Origin of the sequence: Acidovorax sp. NPDC077693 (genome assembly GCF_044542805.1) — a bacterium.
Classification (GTDB): Bacteria; Pseudomonadota; Gammaproteobacteria; order Burkholderiales; family Burkholderiaceae_C; genus Acidovorax.
In genome coordinates, this window is the sequence record NZ_JBITVD010000020.1 from 1 (window position 1) to 19541 (window position 19541).

At 68.9% G+C, this 19541-nt stretch carries 16 protein-coding genes; 4 read left to right on the forward strand and 12 right to left on the reverse strand.

What is annotated here, in order from left to right; translation table 11 throughout:
- Positions 1 to 509: 509 nt before the first annotated feature.
- From ACIGHN_RS23490 to ACIGHN_RS23505, 4 genes are all read right to left on the reverse strand, one after another.
- Positions 510 to 1271, reverse strand: a complete 762-nt coding sequence (locus tag ACIGHN_RS23490; RefSeq protein WP_396506457.1) for an SDR family oxidoreductase — start codon at positions 1269 to 1271, stop codon at positions 510 to 512.
- Positions 1272 to 1392: 121 nt separating this feature from the next.
- Positions 1393 to 2028, reverse strand: a complete 636-nt coding sequence (locus ACIGHN_RS23495; protein WP_396506459.1) for a DUF2889 domain-containing protein — start codon at positions 2026 to 2028, stop codon at positions 1393 to 1395.
- Positions 2029 to 2136: 108 nt separating this feature from the next.
- Positions 2137 to 3570 carry an aldehyde dehydrogenase family protein gene (locus ACIGHN_RS23500; RefSeq protein ID WP_396506461.1) on the reverse strand — a complete coding sequence of 478 codons (1434 nt, stop codon included), beginning with the start codon at positions 3568 to 3570 and terminating at the stop codon, positions 2137 to 2139.
- Between the two features lie 105 nt (positions 3571 to 3675).
- A complete protein-coding gene (locus tag ACIGHN_RS23505) occupies positions 3676 to 4380 on the reverse strand; it encodes a Crp/Fnr family transcriptional regulator (protein ID WP_396506462.1) in 705 nt (234 codons plus the stop codon).
- A 176-nt stretch (positions 4381 to 4556) separates the two neighbouring features.
- Here ACIGHN_RS23505 and ACIGHN_RS23510 point away from each other — a divergent pair, with 176 nt between their 5' ends.
- Together ACIGHN_RS23510 and ACIGHN_RS23515 are read left to right on the forward strand one after the other, a co-directional pair.
- Complete coding sequence (locus ACIGHN_RS23510; protein WP_396506463.1) at positions 4557 to 5081, forward strand: DUF962 domain-containing protein; 525 nt, start codon at positions 4557 to 4559, stop codon at positions 5079 to 5081.
- Positions 5082 to 5269: 188 nt separating this feature from the next.
- Positions 5270 to 6142, forward strand: coding sequence for a bile acid:sodium symporter family protein (locus ACIGHN_RS23515; RefSeq protein ID WP_056417090.1), 873 nt, complete (start codon positions 5270 to 5272; stop codon positions 6140 to 6142).
- A 158-nt stretch (positions 6143 to 6300) separates the two neighbouring features.
- Here ACIGHN_RS23515 and ACIGHN_RS23520 read toward each other — a convergent pair whose 3' ends face one another.
- The 5 genes from ACIGHN_RS23520 to ACIGHN_RS23540 form a co-directional block, all read right to left on the reverse strand.
- A complete protein-coding gene (locus ACIGHN_RS23520; protein ID WP_396506465.1) occupies positions 6301 to 7464 on the reverse strand; it encodes an ABC transporter permease in 1164 nt (387 codons plus the stop codon).
- Between the two features lie 281 nt (positions 7465 to 7745).
- Positions 7746 to 8918: an ABC transporter permease gene (locus tag ACIGHN_RS23525; protein ID WP_396506466.1), complete on the reverse strand. Its 1173-nt coding sequence runs from the start codon at positions 8916 to 8918 to the stop codon at positions 7746 to 7748.
- Positions 8919 to 9177: 259 nt separating this feature from the next.
- Positions 9178 to 10344, reverse strand: a complete 1167-nt coding sequence (locus tag ACIGHN_RS23530; RefSeq protein ID WP_396506467.1) for an HlyD family secretion protein — start codon at positions 10342 to 10344, stop codon at positions 9178 to 9180.
- Positions 10345 to 10352: 8 nt separating this feature from the next.
- Positions 10353 to 11786: a TolC family protein gene (locus ACIGHN_RS23535; protein WP_396506468.1), complete on the reverse strand. Its 1434-nt coding sequence runs from the start codon at positions 11784 to 11786 to the stop codon at positions 10353 to 10355.
- A gap of 138 nt (positions 11787 to 11924) precedes the next feature.
- Entirely contained in the window at positions 11925 to 12746 is an 822-nt protein-coding gene (locus ACIGHN_RS23540) for a metal-dependent hydrolase (protein WP_396506469.1), read from the reverse strand.
- Positions 12747 to 12895: 149 nt separating this feature from the next.
- Here ACIGHN_RS23540 and ACIGHN_RS23545 point away from each other — a divergent pair, with 149 nt between their 5' ends.
- Complete coding sequence (locus ACIGHN_RS23545; RefSeq protein ID WP_056167970.1) at positions 12896 to 13516, forward strand: TetR/AcrR family transcriptional regulator; 621 nt, start codon at positions 12896 to 12898, stop codon at positions 13514 to 13516.
- A 78-nt stretch (positions 13517 to 13594) separates the two neighbouring features.
- Here the strand turns inward: ACIGHN_RS23545 and ACIGHN_RS23550 are convergent, their stop codons facing one another.
- From ACIGHN_RS23550 to ACIGHN_RS23560, 3 genes are all read right to left on the reverse strand, one after another.
- A complete protein-coding gene (locus ACIGHN_RS23550; protein WP_056167973.1) occupies positions 13595 to 13981 on the reverse strand; it encodes a VOC family protein in 387 nt (128 codons plus the stop codon).
- Positions 13982 to 14137: 156 nt separating this feature from the next.
- Entirely contained in the window at positions 14138 to 16513 is a 2376-nt protein-coding gene (locus ACIGHN_RS23555) for a DUF1631 family protein (protein ID WP_396506471.1), read from the reverse strand.
- A gap of 117 nt (positions 16514 to 16630) precedes the next feature.
- Positions 16631 to 18712: a sodium-translocating pyrophosphatase gene (locus ACIGHN_RS23560; RefSeq protein WP_056417106.1), complete on the reverse strand. Its 2082-nt coding sequence runs from the start codon at positions 18710 to 18712 to the stop codon at positions 16631 to 16633.
- Positions 18713 to 18974: 262 nt separating this feature from the next.
- Here ACIGHN_RS23560 and ppa point away from each other — a divergent pair, with 262 nt between their 5' ends.
- Entirely contained in the window at positions 18975 to 19514 is a 540-nt protein-coding gene (gene ppa / locus ACIGHN_RS23565; protein WP_056417109.1) for an inorganic diphosphatase, read from the forward strand.
- Positions 19515 to 19541 lie beyond the last annotated feature (27 nt).

The window sequence follows — 19541 nt, forward strand, 5'->3', positions numbered from 1 at the left end:
GAGCAGGCAATCCCGCCTTGCGAGCCGATCAGCACGGTCAGCGATCCCTGCGTGATCGGCCCTCCGGATTCCGTCAGATCTCCCAGCCTTGCTGCGGGCTTGCCCATGGTGATTCCCTCTTCATATCATTTGTTGTGGCGACGGCCCCCTCTGGAAGGGGGCTTCAAATCGCCGCGCATGATAGGTTCGAGGGAGTGCAAAACAGCTGCCGGGGCGTGCTTGTTTTGTCGTCCGATACAACTCTTACTGGGTCATTGGAGACCTGTCGAAAAGACGTTGTAGTTCAGTGCTTCATTGGGATTTTCGAGGTGCATACGCATTCAAAGATCTTGATGGCGAGGGAGGTACGCCGGGCTGGCTACACCTGCTGCTGAAGGCGCGCAGACGTCGGCTGTGTTGCCAACATTGCTGCCAGCTCTGCGGCAGGCCGCACGCGGCCTGAAAAAACCGAGCGTTGCGCGGCGCGCCGGCAAGCGCACCCTGCACTGACAGGCGCCGCCACGGCGCCATCACACGCAGCGCGCGCCGTCCACCTCGATGCACACGCCGCTGATGAACGCGCCTTCGTCGCTGGCCAGGTACAGCGCGGCGTTGGCCACGTCCAGCGCGGTGGAGAAGCGGCCCAGCGGGATGGTGGCCAGAAACTTGGCGCGGCGGGCCTCGTCCACCGGGCCGCCCGCGAATTCGGCGGCCAGGCCGGTGTCGGGGTTGAACACGGGGTTGATGCAGTTCACGCGGATGTTGTCGGGGCCCAGTTCGGCGGCCATGGACTTGCTGGTGATGATGACGGCGCCCTTGGAGCCGTTGTACCAGGTCAGGCCCGGGCGAGGGCGCAGGCCGGCGGTGGAGGCGATGTTGATGATGCTGCCGCCGCCCGCCTTGCGCAGTTCGGGCACGGTGTGGATGGCCGACAAGTAGATGCTTTTCATGTTGATGGCATAGACCTTGTCGAAGTCTTCTTCGCTCACTTCCAGCATGGGGCGGTTGCGGTGTGTCCAGCCGGCGTTGTTCACCACCACGTCCAGGCGGCCGTACAGGCGCACCGTTTCGGCCACCAGGGCTTTCACTTCCGCAGAGCTGGTGACGTCGGCCTTCACGAACGCCGCGGTGCCGCCAGCGGCGGTGATCTCGGACACCACGCGCTGGCCGCCGGCTTCGTTGATGTCGTTCACGATGACCTTGCCGCCTTCAGCGGCCAGGCGCTTGGCGATGCCTTCGCCGATGCCGTTGCCGGCGCCGGTGACGATGATGGATTTGTTCAACACGCGCATGGAAAGGCTCCTCGATTCAGTCAATCAGATACAACAATAAAAACGTGAACAATCAAATTCGATAGCAGCTGACGCCTGTGTAGACAGCGGTAGCGGCATTTTTGAATGCGATAGCAGGGGGTCACGCGGGTGGCGCCGTCGCGGTGGCCGTCTCGGTAGGGCGGTCGGCGTCGGGCGCGGCCTGTAGCGCAGCCTGCACCGCGCCTGCGACCTGGGGCGCGCGCCGGTAGAACTGCGGAAAGTATTCCTTCACGCCGTCGCCGTTGAAGTCCCAGCCCGTGCATTGCCCCAGGTGGCGGGGTGGCTCGTCGGGGTGGGCCGATGCGAACACGGCGGGCACCGACTGGAACGCCGCGGTCGCCAGGTTGAACAGCAACTCGCGCAGGTGCGTGCAGCTTTCCACGCCGCCCAGGTGCTTCTGGATGGACTGGCGCCAGCCGCGCGCCATGCTGCAGCCGACCATGCGCTGCAGTGCGGGCTGGGCGGCGGTGCAGTCCTTGAGCGGGTGCGCGTCCATGGCGACGTCGATGGCCTGCACCACGAGCTGGCGGTTCACCGTCACGCGCAGCCACATGTGGTGGATCGGCTCGCCGGCCCGGCGCGTGCCCGTGGGGTCGCGGAAGGAGGGTGCGTCGTAGGCCTTGCTGTCGTGCAGCTCGCCTTCGATGTCCCACAGGCCGTCTTCACGCTCGAAGCCCTGGTAGTTCACCCGGCGGACGTGCTTCAAGGTGCGGGGTGCGGGGGGGCTCAGCGGCATGTGGTTTGGGGCGTCGACAACAAGAAGAAGCACAGGTTAGGGCCGGCGGGCCGCGCCGTCGCGCGCGAACGCGACAGGCCAAGGGCGGAAGGGCCGGCCGCGCAGCGATCAGCCGTACTTGATGGCGACCGTCTTCAGCGTGGTGAAGCCGTACAGCGCCTCGAAGCCCTTCTCGCGGCCGTAGCCGCTCGACTTGACGCCGCCAAACGGCAGCTCCACACCACCTGCGGCGCCGTAGTTGTTGATGAACACCTGGCCGCTGTGCACGCGCTTGGCCATGCGGAACTGGCGGGCGCCGTCGCGGGTCCAGATGCCGGCCACCAGGCCGAATTCCGTCGCGTTGGCCAGCTCTACCGCGTGGTCTTCGTCCTGGAAGGCCATGGCCGACAGCACGGGGCCGAAGACTTCTTCCTGTGCCAGGCGGTGGTTCACCGGCACATCGCGCAGCAGCACGGGGGCCTGGTAGTAGCCGGTGTCGGGGGCGTCGGGCACCACGATGCCCTGGCCCACCATGGGGATGCCGGCCACCTGGGCGTCCGACAGGAAGTCCCACACGCGTTGCTGCTGTGTCTGGCGGATCAGCGGGCCCAGGTCCAGGTCCATGGCGGCGGGGCCCACGCGCAGCTTGTCAAACGCTTTGCCCAGGCGCTCGAGCAGGGGCTCGTAGATCAGCGAGTCGATCAGCACGCGCGAGCCGGCCGAGCAGGTCTGGCCGGAGTTCTGCACGATGGCGTTGATGACCACGGGAATGGCGGCGTCGAGGTCGGCGTCCGCAAAGATGATCTGCGGGCTCTTGCCGCCCAGCTCCAGCGTCACGGGGCAGTGGCGCTCTGCGGCCACCTGCTGGATCAGCGTGCCGATCTTGGGGCTGCCGGTGAAGCTGATGTGGTCGATGCCGGGGTGGCGCGCCAGTGCGTCGCCCACCTCGTGGCCGTAGCCGGTGACGATGTTCAACGCGCCCGACGGAAAGCCCACCTCGGCCGCCAGTTGCGCCACGCGGATCAGCGACAGGCAGGCGTCTTCGGCCGGCTTGACCACGCACACGTTGCCCGCCGCCAGGGCGCCGCCCACGCTGCGGCCGAAGATCTGCATGGGGTAGTTCCAGGGGATGACGTGGCCCGTCACGCCGTGGGGCTCGCGCCAGGTGAGCACGCTGTAGCCGTCGGGGTAGGGGATGGTCTCGCCGTGGAACTTGTCGCAGGCGCCGGCATAGAACTCGAAGTAGCGCGCCAGCGCGATCGCATCGGCCCGCGCCTGCTTGGTGGGCTTGCCGCAGTCGCGCTGCTCCAGCGCGGTGAGCTCGTCGGCATGCTCCAGGATCTTGGCCGAGAGCTTTTGCAGCAGCCGGCCGCGCTCCACGGGGGCCACCTTGTGCCACACCGCGTTGTAGCACTGGCGCGCCGCATGCACCGCCGCGTCGATGTCTTCGGCATTGCTGCGCTGGATCTCGTCGAAGGGCTGGCCGTCGGACGGGTCGATCACGGGAATGGTGCGGCCCGAGGCGGACGCCAGGGAGGCGTTGGCAATGTAGTTCAGTTGCATGGCCGCCATTTTGCCCGGAAATGGAATGTGTGCTTAGTATTTGTGTGCAAAGCGCTGCTGCCGCCCTGCCAGCAGGCGCAGCGCGCTATGAGTATGAGAGCAAATTCAGTGGCAGGACGCGCGCAATGCGGCCAGGTCCAGGATCTCGACCTCGCCGCGCTGCACGCGCACCAGGTGGCGCTGCTCCAGGTCCTTGAGGATCTGGTTGGTGGTCTGGCGCGAGATGGCCAGCATCAGCGACAGCTGTTCCTGCGAGATGGACAGCACGCGGCGCGACTGGCCCTCGGCCGTCCACTGGCCGTAGCCCTCGGCCATCATCACCAGGCGCCGCGCCAGGCGCTGCGGCGCGGGCAGCAGCGCCAGCTCTTCGATGGCGACGAAGGCGGTGCGCAGCTTGTCGGTCAGCAGCAGCGCCAGCGCATGCCAGTGCACCGGGTGGGCCTTCAGCCAGGCCTGCAGCCGCTCGTGGGGCACCTGCAGCAGCGTGCTGGCCTCGGTGGCATGCGCATCGTGCGTGCGAGCCGAACCGTCGAACACCGAGATCTCGCCAAACCAGTGCGGCGGCTCCAGCCGCGTGAGCAGCGCCGAGCGCGCCTCGTTGGCGCGCCCGCCCGTGCCCGAGATGCTGATGGCGCCACGCACCACCGCATACAGCCCGCAGGGCGCATCGCCGCGCAGGAACAGCACCTCGCCCGCGTGCAGCTGGCGCAGGTGCGCCATGTCGATCAGGGGCTGGGCGAAGTCGGGCGGCAGGTGCGAAAACCAGCGGCCGGACGCAAGGATGGGCAGGTAGGCGGCAGGGTCGGTCATGCGGTCTGGATGGGGTCTGGATGGGGTCTGAACGCGGCGCGGTGTGGGAGTGTGTGGGTGACGGAGGGCGGGGGGAAGCCGGTGCCAGTGTGCCTTTTTTGTCGTGTGCACGACAGACGCTGGCGGGGCCGCGGCGCGAGTATCGATGCTGCTCAAAACAATAGCCGGAGACACCCATGAAAACCCTGATCGACCACCTGGCCCAGTACGCCGACTACCACCGCGACCCGCGCAACATCCATACCCATTTTGTGGGCGTGCCGATGATCATGTTCGCGGTGGTGGTGTTGCTGTCGCGCCCCGCGTGGATGGTGGGCGATCTGCCGCTGACGCCGGCGCTGCTGTGCGCGCTGGCCGCCAGCATCTTCTACATGCGGCTGGACACGCGTTTCGGCCTGACCATGGCCGCGATTTTGGCGGCCATGCTGGCCGTGGCGCAATGGCTGGCCTTGCAGAGCCTGGCCGTGTGGCTGGGTGCAGGCATCGGCCTCTTCGCAGTGGGCTGGGTGATCCAGTTCGTGGGCCACTACTACGAAGGCCGCAAGCCGGCGTTCGTGGACGACCTCATGGGGTTGCTGGTGGGGCCGCTCTTCGTGGTGGCCGAGTGGGCCTTTGCGCTGGGCCTGCGCAAGGACGTGCAGGCCGCCATCGAAGCGCGCAGCGGCCCGGTGCGCCTGCGCACGGGGCAGGCCGCGGCATAACGCGCGCCGCAGTCTCGCTGCACGCGCTTGCTCGTTTCTTTTCTCCTCTTCTCCTCTTTTCCCCTTCTCCTTTTCTTTGTCTTTGTTGGCGGGATCGCGGCACGCGGCCCACAGCGCCTGGTGGCGTTGTGCGCTGCCGTGGTTGCACGCCTTGAACGGAGCGCGGCCCCCGCTGGCCGCGTGCGCCCATGAGTTTCGTTGCCATCCTGCCCACGCTGCTGTTCATCGCGCTGGGCCTTGTCATGTTCGGCCTGGGGTTGTCGCTCACGGTGGGCGACTTCACGCGGCTGGCGCAGCACCCGCGCGCCGTGGTGCTGGCCCTGGTGCTGCAGGTGCTGGTGCTGCCCGCGGCGTGTTATGCGCTCATCGTGCTGCTGGGCGTGGCGCCGCTCTACGCCGTGGGGCTGATGCTGCTGGCCGCGTCGCCCGGCGGCGTGTCGGCCAATCTGTTCAGCCATTTGTTCGGCGGCAATGTGGCGATGAACATCTCGCTCACGGCCATCAATACCGTGCTGTCCATCGTGAGCCTGCCGCTCATCACCAACTGGGCCATCGGCACCTTTGCGCACACGGGGCAGGTGGTACCGCTGCAGTTCGGCAAGGTGGTGGAGGTGATCGTCATCGTGCTGGTGCCGGTGGTGCTGGGGATGTGGGTGCACCGGCGCGCACCGGCTTTCAGCGCGCGCATGGAAAAGCCGATGAAGATCTTCAGCGCCGTGGTGCTGGCCGCGTTCGCGCTGATCGCCATCGCCAAGGAATGGACGGCGCTGGTGGAGTCCTTCGCGGGGATCGGCCCGGCGGTGCTGTTGTTCAACGCCATCAGCCTTGCGTCGGGCTACTACCTGGCGCGTGCGGCGGGGCTTGCCAAGTCGATGGCCACGGCCATCAGCTTCGAGATCGGCATCCACAACTCCACGCTCGCGATCTTCATCGCGCTGTCGGTGCTGGAGAACTTTCAGCTCGCGCTGCCGGCGGCCATTTACTCGGTCAGCATGTATGTGATGGCGACGCTGTTCGGCATGGTGGTGCTGCGGCGGCGCGGCGCGACCCCTGCCACGTGATCTGCGTGCGGCGTGGGCGTGATGAGGTTGTGAGCCGCGGCCGCCGTTCGGGCTGAGCCTGTCGAAGCCTTGCGCAGCGCTTCGACAGGCTCAGCGTGAACGGCGATGGGCGGTTCGGTGCAGGCATCACGGCATCACGGCATCACGGCATCACGGCATCACGGCAGGCGTTCGCCTGCCACGGGCCGCGCCCGGTACAGCACCCCGGCCGTGCACACCGCACACAGCGCCACCAGCGCACACAGGTAGGGCAGGGCGGCTGACAGCGGCGCGCCCAGCTGGTTGAGCCGCAGCGACGCCTGTACGCCCGAGGTGCTGGGCAGCAGCCAGCGCAGCCACTGCAGCGGCCCGGGCAGCGCCTCCACAGGCCAGGAGAAGCCAGCGACAAAGGCGATGGGCAGGGTGGTGAACAGCAGCACCTGCAGCGCGCGTTCGCGGTTGCCGAACCACAGCCCCAGCAGCGCGCCCAGCGCCGCGATGGCGGGCACGTAGCAGGCCAGCAGGGCCAGCGCGCCCAGCGGGTTGCCGCCGCGCGGGTAGTCGTGCAGCACGAAGATCCAGCCAAAGTAGAACAGCCCGCTGGCCCAGCCCAGCGTGCACAGCGCCAGCAGGCGCCCCAGCCAGGTGGTGGCATCGGCGCGGTGCTGCCCGGCCTCCACCCAGGTGCCGGCCAGCAGGGCCGCGCCCATGAGCAGCGTCTGCTGCAGGATGAGCAGCGCCACGGCGGGCACCACGAAGCTGCCGTAGCCCTCGGTGGGGTTGAACAGCGCCACCATCTGCAATTGCACGGGCGCGCGGCTCGCACGGGCCTGCTGCACGCTCTGGCCGCCGGCCTGCAGCTTGCGGATCTCGACCCCGGCGGACACGGTGCCCACGGCCTCGGCAAAGCCGTACTGCACGGCCTTGTTGAGCAGCGCGTAGGCCCCGTTGGCCTCGATGCTGACCACGGCGTTCTCGCCGCGCACCACGCTCCGCTTGAGGCCTGCGGGGATGACCGCATAGCCTTCGATCTCGCCGCGCCACAGGGCCTCCTGCGCCTCACGCTCGCTGCCGGTGACCAGGCGCACCTCGATGCGCGGGTCGGCATCGGCAAAGCGCGTGATCTGGCGCGACAGGCTGCTGCGGTCCATGTCCACCACGGCCACGGGCACGCGGGTGAGCACCTCGTCGGCGTAGAACCAGGGGTAGAAGAAACCGTAGAGCACGGGCGCGCCGATCAACAGCAGCAGCACGCCCTTGTCGCGGGCCACGGTGGCCAGGGCCAGCAGCCAGGCGTGCAGCAGGTTGCGGGGGGCGGTGGGTGGTGGGGGCAGGGCTGTCATGTCAGATGGAGGCGGCGGCGCTGTGCCGCCGGCGATGTGTAGGGCGCGCAGGTATTGCTCCCTCTCCCCTTGCGGGAGAGGGCTGGGGAGAGGGGGAGGTGGTTGCGGGCACTCTGCCACTTGCTAAGGCCCCCTCTCCCCAACCCCTCCCCCGCGAGGGGGGAGGGGCTCTGTGGGCGTGGCAGCCGCTGGCGAGGTGCACAGGCATTGCTCCCTCTCCCCCCGCGGGAGAGGGCGGGGGAGAGGGGGTTGCAGCCGCATGCCCGTCGCCGCACTTCATCTCACCGACCTCCCCACGTCTCGGGCCGCTGCACTGCGCGATGCAGCCCCGCCGTGCCCACCAGCCACAGCACCACGGTGGCCACCAGCAGCGCCACCACGGTCGACACGCTGGTGGCCAGCGGCGCGCCCATCTGCAACTGCTCGATCTGCAGGCGGATGTAGTGCGTGAAGGGCATGGCCTCGGCCCAGGCGCGGGCGCTGGCAGGCATGCCGGCCAGTGGAAACGCCACGCCGCTGAAAGCAAAGGCCGGTGCGGCAAAGAAACCCGCGCCCGACAGCGCCGTGCGCAGCGATAGTGTGACCGCCGCCAGTGCCGCGCCCGCAGCGAGCGACACGGCCATCAGCAGCGCCAGCGCGCCTGCCACCCACCACAGGCTGCCCGGCGGGTGCCAGCCCCGGCCCCAGGTGATGCCCACCAGCGCGAGCAGCCCCACCAGCGTGAGCGAAGCCCAGGGCAGCGCCAGCTTGCCGATCAACGCGCCTGCGGTGCCGAAGAATGGACCCGTGCCCAGCCATTCCCCCACGCTGCGGTCGCGCAGCTCGCGGCCCACGGCCCAGGCGCCGGCCGTCATGGCCAGGATGTGCAGCAGCGCGGGGATGAGCGCCGCGCCCAGAAACTGCTCGTAGTTGCTGGACACATTGAACAGCGCCACCATCTGCGTGTGGATGGGCTCCATGCTCACCCGCACGGCCCGGGCCGGTTCGCCGCGCTTGTTGCGCGCGGCCATCTCGATGCCGGCCGACAGCGTGCCCACCGCCGTGCGCACGTCGCGCTGCAGCAGGCCCGAGTGCGTGCCCATCTGCGCGTTGTGCAGCAGCGTGACCTGCGCAGCGCGGCCTTCCTTCACGGTGCGTGCAAAGTCGCGGGGAATGATCACCACGGCATACACGTCGATGCTGCGCAGCCCGCGCTCGGCCTCGGCCCCGTTGGTGTAGTGCTGGGTGATCTGCACGCCCGGCGTGGCGTCCAGCATGCGCACCAGTTGGCGCGACAGGCTGGAGTGGTCCTCGTCGACCACGCCCACGGCCAGGTGGCGCGGCAGCCCGGCCGAGAAGATCCACCACAGCAGAGCCACGCCCAGCAGCGGCACCCAGGTGACCATGGCCAGGTCCCACGGGTCAGCCCAGAGGCGGCGGGCTTCGCGGCAAAAGCTGTTTACTATCGAATTCATAGCTGCTCGCGCTTGTTAGACAAGCGGTAGAGGCATTTTTCTCTTGAATTCCCACTGCTGGGCAAGGCCCGAGCCCGAGCACGAGTCCCCATCGGAGTCCGTCGAGTCGATGCGCAAAGCCGCACCCCGCCCCCGTCCGTTCGGGCTGAGCCCGCCGAAGCCAGGGCGCCTGTGCCGCGCAGTCTTGCGGCCATCACGTGCCGAAGGGCGCGGCGCAGCCGCAGGGGGCTGAGGAAGCACATCGAAGCCACCACGCCCGTCACTGCACCAGCACCGTCATGCCCGGCCGCGCGCCTTCGATGGGGGCTGCGGGCCGCGCCCGCACTTCGAACGTGCGCACGTCGAACCCCTGGCCCGCACGCGTGGCGCGCCAGGTGGCGAAGTCGGGCAGGGCGGCGGTGTGGTAGACCTTGAACTTCACGGTCTTGCTGCCGTCCTTGCCGTCCTTGCCGTTCAGGGCCGGCAGCGTGGCGTCGAATTCCTGGCCGATGGCAAAGCGCTGCAGGCGGTCCTCGCGCACGTTCAGCACCACCCACTGGTCCTTCAGGTCCACCACCGTGACCACGGCCACGCCCTGGGGCGACAGCTCGCCGGTGCGGGCCAGCACCTTGGCCACTTCGCCGGCCACGGGGCTCTTGAGTTCAGTCTCGGCCTGCGCGGCCTGCACCTCGGCCACCACGCCGGCCACCTGGCGCGCCTGGGCGCTGGCGGCCGAGCGGTCTTCGGGGCGGGCGCCGGCGCGGGCCAGGTCGTACTGCGCCTTGGAGGCCAGCGCCTGGTCGCGCGATGCCTTGAAGTTGGCCTCGGCCTCGTCGCGCTTTTGCGCGGCCACCAGGCCCTCGCGGGCCAGGCCGTCCACGCGTTTGAAGGACGACTCGGCCAGGTCCGCGGCGGCCACGGCGCGCTGCCAGTTCAGGCGGGCCATCTCCACCTCCTGCGGGCGGGCGCCATGCTGGGCCTTGTCGGCCACGGCCTGGGCGGCCTCTTGCGCGGCGGTGGCCTGGGCCAGCTTGGCCTGCACCTCGGGGCTGTCCATGCGGATCAGCGGCGCGCCCACGGCGATCTGGTCGCCTTCCTTCACCAGGATCTGTGCAATGCGCGCGGTGACCTTGGGGGCGATGTCGGCCTCCTGCGCTTCCATCTGGCCCTGAAAGACCTCGGGCGCGGGCTGCGAGGCCTTCCACAGGCCGAAGCCCACGAAGCCCGCCACAGCCACCACGGCGACCGTGCCGATCACCGCGGCCTTCTTGCCGTTGCTTTTGTTGTGGGTGGGGCCGGACGTGTGGGCCGCGGGGGCCGTGGTGGCCTTGGTCGCATTGGTCGCATTGGCGGCGGCGCTGGCCGTGCTGGCGGTCGGGGGCACGCCGGCGGGCGTGCGGGCGCCGGTGTCGGTCGGCTCGGCGGGGGTGTTCGTGTGGTTGCTCATGGGGGGGCTCACTCTACTTTCAGGGCGTCGGCGCGCGCCATGTATTTGCCAAAGTCTTCCGACAGGCCGCAGCTCTCCAGCAGGTCGGCCAGGGCCTTCACGTAGTCGTGGGCGGCCTGGGCGCGCTCGGTCTGGGCCTTGGCCTGGTTCACCTGCGCGTCGATCAGATCGAGCGTGGTGCTGGTGCCGGCCTTCAGGCCCGCAGCGCGCAGGCGCAGCACTTCGTCGGCCAGCTCCAGGCTGGGGGCCATGGCCCGGAACTGGCGGCGCGCCTGCTCCACGCCCAGCCAGCGCTTTTCCACCAGCAGGGCGATGTCGTTTTGCGCCTGTGCGCCGGTGCGCTCGGCCTGCGCGATCTGGCGGTTGGAGGATTCGGCCAGCGCGTTGCGGTCGATGGAGTCCCAAAGCGTCCAGCGCACGCCCACGCCCGCCACCCAGTCGGCTTCCTTGCCGGTCTTGAGCTGGCGCTGGCCGAAGGCGAACACCTGGGGCTTGCGCAGCGCCTCCTGCGCGGCGTGCAGCTGCGTGGCCTGCTCCTTCTTGGCCGCCACCTTGGACAGGCCCGGGTGGCGCGCAAGCGCGGTGTCGATGAACTGCGGCAGCGGCGGCAGCGGCTCGCCCAGCACGAACAACGGGCTGGTGGGCGTGACGCGCTCGCTGGCCTTGAGCGTGCGGGTGAGGGCGGTGGCGGCCAGTTCGGCATCGTCGCGCGCCTTGCGGGCGTTGCGGCGGGCTTCTTCCAGGGCAGAGCGGGCCTGCAGGCGCTCGACGCGGGCGATCACGCCGGCGTCCAGCATCTTCTGGGCGGCTGCATCGTGCTGCTCGATGGTGGCCAGGGCCGATTCGCGCAGCACGGCCGCGCGCTCGGCCAGCTGGGTGCCGAAGTAGCGCTGCACCAGCAGCGTGGTCGCCTCGTGGCCGGTCTTGGCGGCGTCGGCTTCGGCCTCGTGCGTCATCGCGTCCAGCAGGCCGCGCGCCGCGTTGCTGGCGCCGCCCATGTAGATGGGCCACACGGCCGAGACGGACGATGTGGTGTCGGTCTTGTGGCGGTTGAGCGTGTAGCTCGATGGCAGGTGCGGCAACTGGGCCAACGGTGCGGCCAACTGCGGCGGCAACTGCGACAGCACGCCGGGCAGCACGCGGTTGAGCGGGTTCAGGTCCACGTCCAGGTTGGCGTTGTAGGCGTAGGCTGCGCCGGTCAGGTTGACCACCGGGCCGCCCAGGCGCTGCATCGCGTCGCGGCGCAACTGGGCGCTTTCGACGGCATTCTTGGATGCTGCGAGCTGGTCGGAGCGCTGGCCCAGTTGCTGCAGCGCGGTGTCGAAGGCCATCGGCTCGGCCCGCGCGGGCAGCGCGGCGAGTGCCAGCGGGGCGGTGGCGATCAGGCACAGCAAAGCTTCGCCTGCCCGGCGCGTGCGCCGGTGCGGTCGGGTAAGGGTCATGGTGTCAGCTCTTGGGGGTCAGGCCCGGCGTGGAGGGCGCAGGGCCGGTGGTGCATTGCCAAGCAGGTGGGTGGAGTTGTAGCAGCACAGGGCTTGCGGGTCAAAGGGGCGGTGCGCAATGTGTTGCGGCAGGGGCCGTCAGCGTGCACCCACGGGCGTGAAGGCATCGCTGTGCTCGGTCAGCCAGCGCAACGAAAGGTCGCTGCCGTGCTGGCTGGGGTGGAAGTCGCGCCGCAGGTACGCGCGCCAGGGCTTCCAGGTCTCGCGCACCAGGCCGCCATGGCCCAGCAGCGTGCGTGCCGCGCTGGCCCAGGTGCTCCACTTCCACAGCGTGCCGTCCTGGCGCAGGTTGGCCACGGTCTGGCGCAGCGCATCGGCCAGGAACACCACGGTGATGCGGCGAAACCAGGTGATGCGCCAGTCGTGGTTGCCGCCCAGCGCCTGGTACAGGTCGAACGCCGTGTTGCGGTGCTCGGACTCTTCGGCGCAGTGCCACTGCCACATGGTGGCCAGGCGGGGCTCTGCGCCCTCCAGCATCTCGGGGTGGGCCAGCAGCCATTCGGCCAGCAGCGCGGTGAAGTGCTCGTTGGCGGCGGTGACGGCCAGCGGGTGGCGCGGGTCGGCGCCTTCAAAGAGTTTCATGCGCTCTTGCGCGCGCGGGGCCCATGCGTTGACGAAGCCCTGCTTTTCAAGGTGGCCGTTGAACAGCGCATGGATGCGGCGGTGCGTGGCCTCCTGGCCGATGAAGCCGCGCACCTCGTCGGCAAAGCGGGCCTGCAGGTCCGGCGGCAGCGCCTTGTGGCCGCCCTTCACCGAGTCGATGAAGAACTGTTCGCCCACCGGAAAGCTCATCGACAGCGCATTGAAGAAGGCCGAGCGGAACGCGTCGCCGCCGCACCAGTGGCGCGCAAACGGCGTTTCAAGATCGATCAGCAGGCGGCGGACAACAAGCTCGGTCATGGACAATACTCCCTGGATATCCCGGCGAGGCGGTGTGGTACTGATGTGTACCAGTGATTCGCATCATGCCTTCCGGGTGTGGTACTGTCAAGTACCGGTCCATGCCGCCCCCCATTTCCGCTTTCAGGACTTCTGCCGCCGCAGTACGCATGACGCCCCTTGACGCCCCGGCCTCCGCCCCGCTCGCCACCCCCGCCCCGGAACCCCGCGCCCGCCTGCTCGAAGGCATGGCCCGCGCGGTCGCATCCAAGGGCTACGCCGACACCACCATCGCCGACATCGTGCGCGAGGCCAGCGTGTCGCGCCGCACCTTTTATGAACACTTTGCCGACAAGGCCGAGTGCCTGATCGCGCTGTACGAGCTGGCCAGCGGTAATGCCATCGGCGTGCTGCGTGCCGCCATCGACCCGCACAGTGACTGGCAGGCGCAGGTGGAGCAGGCCATGGGCGCGTACTTCGGCGTGCTGATGCGCAACCCGGTGCTGCTGCGCACGCTGTTCATCGAGATCCTGGGCCTGGGCGCACCGGGCCTGGCCGCGCGGCGGCGCGCCAACCAGCAACTGGCCGACCTGATGCTGGACGTGGTGAACAACCGCACCGGCGAGCGCCTGCGCAAGACGCCGCTGCAGCCCACCATGGCGATGGCGGTGGTGGGCGGCATCAACGAAATGGTGCTGCAGTCCATCGAGCAAGGGCGCGCCGGCGAACTGCAGGAGCTGGTGGCCCCTGCGGCCGCGCTGCTGCGGGCGGCGGTGTTTGTGGAGTTCTAAGCGGCTCTGCGAGGCACGGAATCGTTGGCCTGCTGGTGAAGGGCCGCTGCCATTACGGAGCGTCTCCCCGCTGCGCGTTCAGACCTCGTTGGCGATCTCGATCAGATTCTCGTCCGGGTCGTAGATGTAGACCGAGCGCAGCCGTTGGCGCGCCCCCGTGGCTCCCACCGGCCCCTGTACCACCGCGATGCCCTGCGCCTGCAGGTGTGCCAGTACATCCTCGATGGGCGTGAGGGTGATGAAGCAAAGGTCGCCCGAGCCTGCGGTGGCGTGGCGCACATTGGGGTCCACCACCGTGCCCACTTCGTGCAGATTGATCTTCTGGTCGCCGAAGTGCAGCGCGTGGCGCCCGGGCTTGAACTCGCGCGCGGCCATGCCCAGGACGCGTTCGTAGAACGCAATGGTCGCCGGGATGCTGGCGACGGTCAGGACCAGATGGTCCAGGGATTGCACGGTGATGGGCATGGGGCTCCTGGAAGCGGTGGTTCAATGGTGCAGGCCTGCGAAAGGCCCGCGTGCGGATGCGGGCCGAGGCCCGGAGACAGTGCCTGGATGCCGCTGGTGCAAAGCCGGGGCAGCCTGGGGTGGCCAGCCGGCATCAACCCCCCAGGCACGGCGCAGTCACAGCCTGCTCTCCACGCTGTTGCGCATGGCCGCCTGCGCCACGGCATCGAGCGCGCCGTCCACCACCGTCTGCTGCGCCAGCACGTGCATGGCGCCTTGCTGGATGAGCCGGTCCACCAGCCGCAAGGTCATGGACTGGGTGCGGCCGGACGCGCTGGTGAAGAGGAAGAAGGTGCCGTTGGAGCCGATCCACGACAGCTGCGTGCGCTCCCAGCGGCCGGCCACCAGCAGGTTCACCCAGCTGCCGACGGCCAGCGCCGGCGTGCCGGGCTCGCCTTCTGCAGGGGCTGCCAACGCAGGCAACGGGCTCTCGGACTCGGGTGCCTGCGAGGCCTCCATGAAGCCCGATTCCTTGGCCTCGGAGGGCGCCACCCAGGGCTCGTCGTCTTCGTCCGGGGCGGGTGGTGGCGGCGGCGGCGCAGGCGCTGCCGACACTGCGGCCGGCGTGCCGGCTGGCGCCGCCGTTCGGGGCGTGGCGGGCCGTGGGCCCGGCTTGAAAGCCTGCTGGTGCAGCTGCATCAGCAGCTCGAAGACGGCCTCGGTGCGGTCCGGCGGGTAGTCGATGGAGGCCAGGCCTTCGCGCAGCTTGGGCAGCAGCTTGGGCAGCAGGCGCGCCAGGCGGCCGGTGTTCATGCGTGTCAGCTCGGGCTGGGCGCTCCAGATGAGGGCCTCCACTAGCTCCTGGTAGCGGCCCGGGTCGGTGCTGCCGCTGGTGTCGGTCAGGCGCGCCTGGGCCACGACCTTGGCCCACGGGCCCAGCAGAAAGCGCAGGATGGGGTCGGGCACCTTGTCGATGTCGGGCAGCAGCCAGATGTCGCGCGACACCTTGGCGGCCAGCAGGTGGCGCTGCTCGGCGTGCTGCAGGGCCTCGATGGCGCGCTGGCGTTCCTGCTTGCGCGCCTTTTCGCTCTCGGCCCATTTGGCGTGCAACTGCTGCAGCACCTGCTCGAAGTCGTCGGGCCCTTCGATGGTGGCGGTGGACAGCGGGCCTGCGATGTTCATGAGCGACCGCATGAAGCTCTGAAAGCCCGCCGCCTCGACGCTGTCAAACGCCTGGCTGCGGTCGGTGATGTCCTGCAGCAGGCGGCGCGCGGGGTGCTCCTTGTGGCTGAAAAAGCGCGGGTCGGCGAGCGCCAGTTGCAGCAGGGCCGGCTCCATCGCCCGCACGAACTGCTGCACGGGCCACAGCAGCCGGGCGTCGCGTGCGATGTTGTCCACCATCAGCGCCACCACCTCCATGCTCAGCGTCTGGCCCAGGCCGCTGGCATGCTGGCGCGCGGCCGCGGCAGGGGGGCTGTCCACGCCGCTGGCAGCGGGCGCGCGCGGGGTGCCCAGGCGCTCCATCATCTGGCCGACCTGGTTCATCTCCTGCAGCGCCTCGAAGGCGGCAGGCACGGTCATGGCGAAATCCGTGGCCGGCGGGTCCACGCGGGGCAGCGGGTCCAGCCCGTCGAACTCCCGCGCAAAGCGCTCGGCGAAGTCCTCCTGCACCTCGCCAAGGGCGCTGGACCCCGGCGCGGGCGCCGGTGCCACGGGCTCGTTCAGTTCGCCCAGCAGCAGGCGGCGCAGCCGGTCGAGCGTGAGCAGGGAGTCGGCGGGCACCGACGCCGCGGTGGCGAATTCGTTGTCGGCCGCAAAGCCCTGCGCGGCACCGGCCCCGGCGGGCGCGGCATACACCACCTGGCCGTCGGCCTGCCGCCTGGCATAGCCCACGGGCTGCACGCCGGTGTGCCTGAGCTTGTCGGTCTGCGCCAGGTACAGCGCGCGCAGCTCACTGCCCAGCGCCTGGGCCATCGGGCCGATCCAGTCGTGGCGCACCTGGTCGGAAACCTGCATCTGCGACACCACGGCTTGCAGTGCCTGCAGGAAGACGTCGGGGCGCAAGGGGTTCTGGTCGGGCTGCACGCTGGGCAGCCCCTGGGCTGCGCACACCAGCGCGTCCAGGTCGGCCAGGGGCCCGTCCACCGCGGAGATCAGGATCTGCCGCGCGCGGGCGCGCTCCACGCTGTCGCTGATCTGCGACTCGTCCATGAGTTCGAGTTCATCGAAATGCACGGTGAACAGCGAGCGCTTGGCTTTCTCGGGCCCGCGTGTGGCCGACTGCTCCAGCGCCTTGCGCAGCGCCTCGGGGTAGCGGTCGCTCATCACGTTGGCCAGCCGCGTGATCTGTTGCCGCGCCTCGTGCATGGCCTGGTGCTCGCCCGCGGTGCGCACCGCGTCCTGGCGCGCCTGCAGCGACATGCGCGTGGCCTCGGCGATGCGCTCCATCATGGGTTGCGCGCCTGCCACCACGCCCTGGACCAGGCGCTGGTACGCCTCGCCGTGGCCGTCGGCAGGGGCGGGGGCGGAAGCTGTGGTGTGGTTCAAGGCCATCTTCGGGAGGTAAGTATTGGTTACCGGTGGCCGTCATGGTACGCGGCAAAAAGGGGGCGCGGCGCCCCCTTGTTGCATTTTCCCGGCGGGCCTGTCCCGGGCCCGCCCGGGGTGCGCTCACCCCCCGTGAAACTTCACCACCAGCGGCACGATCAGCAGCGCCACGATGTTGATGATCTTGATCAGCGGGTTGATGGCCGGGCCGGCCGTGTCCTTGTAGGGATCGCCCACGGTGTCGCCGGTCACGGCCGCCTTGTGGGCCTCGCTGCCCTTGCCGCCATGGTGGCCGTCCTCGATGTACTTCTTGGCGTTGTCCCAGGCGCCGCCGCCGGTGCACATGCTGATGGCGACGAACAGGCCGGTGACGATGGTGCCCATCAGCAGGCCGCCCAGTGCCTTGGGCCCCAGGGCCAGGCCCACCACGATGGGCACCACCACGGGCAGCAGGCTGGGAATCACCATCTCCTTGATGGCGGCGGTGGTCAGCATGTCCACCGCCTTGCCGTATTCGGGCTTGGCCGTGCCTTCCATGATGCCGGGGATGTCGCGGAACTGGCGGCGCACCTCCACCACCACGGCGCCCGCGGCGCGGCCCACGGCCTCCATGGCCATCGCGCCGAAGAGGTAGGGGATCAGCCCGCCGATGAACAGGCCCACGATGACCAGCGGGTCCGACAGGTCGAACGTGATGGCGCGGCCGTAGCTCTCGAGCTTGTGCGTGTAGTCGGCAAACAGCACCAGCGCGGCCAGGCCGGCCGAGCCGATGGCGTAGCCCTTGGTCACTGCCTTGGTGGTGTTGCCGACGGCGTCGAGCGGGTCGGTGATGTCGCGCACGCTGCTGGGCAGCTCGGCCATCTCGGCAATGCCGCCGGCGTTGTCGGTGATGGGGCCGTAGGCGTCCAGCGCCACCACGATGCCCGCCATGGACAGCATGGACATGGCCGCCACCGCAATGCCGTACAGGCCCGCCAGCTGGTAGGCCGCCAGGATGGCCAGGCACACGAAGATCACCGGCCAGGCGGTGGAGCGCATCGACACGCCCAGGCCCGCGATGATGTTGGTGCCGTGCCCGGTGGTGGAGGCCTGCGCGATGTGCTGCACGGGCGAGTACTGCGTGCCGGTGTAGAACTCGGTGATCCACACCAGCGCGGCCGTCAGCACCAGGCCGGTGGCGCAGGCGCCGAACAGGCGCATCTGGCTGCCGCTGGCCATGATGGCGTTGTCCGGCATGATCCACACCGTGACGAAGTAGAAGGCGATGAGCGACAGCACGCCCGCGATCGCCAGGCCCTTGTACAGCGCGGGCATCACGTTCTTCATGCCGGGCGAGGCCTTGACGAAGAAGCAGCCGATGATCGACGCCACGATGGACACGGCGCCCAGCGCCAGCGGGTACACCACCGCATTGACCGGGGCGGCCGCCACCAGCAGCGCGCCCAGCACCATGGTGGCGATCAGCGTCACCGCATAGGTCTCGAACAGGTCGGCCGCCATGCCGGCGCAGTCGCCCACGTTGTCGCCCACGTTGTCGGCGATCACCGCGGGGTTGCGCGGGTCGTCTTCAGGGATGCCGGCCTCCACCTTGCCCACCAGGTCGGCGCCCACGTCGGCGCCCTTGGTGAAGATGCCGCCACCGAGCCGCGCGAAGATGGAAATCAGCGACGAGCCGAACGCAAACCCGATCAGCGGGTTGAGCAGCGTGGCCAGGCTGGCGGTGGGCGTGAGGTTGCCGTTGCCCGCCAGAAACCAGTAAAAGCCCGTGACGCCCAGCAGCCCCAGGCCCACCACCAGCATGCCGGTGATCGCCCCGCCGCGAAACGCCACGTCGAGCGCCGGGCCGATGCCGTGCGTGGCGGCCTGCGCGGTGCGCACGTTGGCCTTGACCGACACGTTCATGCCGATGAATCCGCAGGCGCCCGAGAGCACCGCGCCCACCACGAAGCCGATGGCCGTGGTGCCGTCCAGGAAGATGCCGATGAGCACGGCCAGCACCACGCCGACGATGGCGATGGTCTTGTACTGGCGGGCGAGGTAGGCGGCGGCGCCCGCCTGGATGGCGGCGGCGATCTCCTGCATGCGGGCATTGCCCGGGTCCTTGGCGAGGATCCATCCCCGCGCCCAGATGCCGTAGGCCACCGCAATCAATCCGCAAACCAGAGCCAGTATCAGGGGGGCAGTCAGCGCTGTAGTTCCAGCCATTGGTCGCTCCTTTCAATCTTTTCAGTTGCACGGAAGGAAACATCACAACGCAGGTCGGTGGTGCTTCCGCTGCGTTGCTTCCTCGTGCTACCGGGCCCGCCAGGGGGCAAGGAGTCGATTGGCCAACAGACCCAATTTACAGGCAAACGCGGGTTTGCAAGCGGGCAGAAAGGGGCGTGCGCCTAAAATCAGGGTTAATCCCGACGCTGCGCGACTTGCCGCACGCATCGCGGGTTACGTTCAGCAACCACCATTCAAAGACATGTCCCTCAACAAAGTCACCCCCGGCAAGAACATTCCTGAAGCCTTCAACGTCGTCATCGAAATCCCGATGAACGCCGACCCGATCAAGTACGAAGTGGACAAGGAATCCGGCGCGATCTTCGTGGACCGTTTCATGACCACGGCCATGCACTACCCCACCAACTACGGCTACGTGCCGCAGACGCTGTCGGGCGACGGCGACCCGGTGGACGTGCTGGTGATCACGCCGTACCCGCTGCACTCCGGCGTGGTGGTGCCCTGCCGCCCCCTGGGCATCCTGATGATGGAAGACGAGGCCGGTGTCGACGGCAAGGTTATCGCCGTGCCCACGTCCAAGATCCTGCCCATGTACGACCACTGGAAGACCATCGACGACGTGAACGCCATGCGCCGCAATGCCATCGCCCACTTCTTCGAGCACTACAAGGACCTGGAAAAGGGCAAGTGGGTCAAGGTGCTGGGCTGGGAAGGCATCGACTCCGCCAAGAAGGAAGTCACCGACGGCATCGCGGCCTACCAGAAGGCCAACAACGTCTGATGTCCGCACCCGGCTGATCGCGCAGGG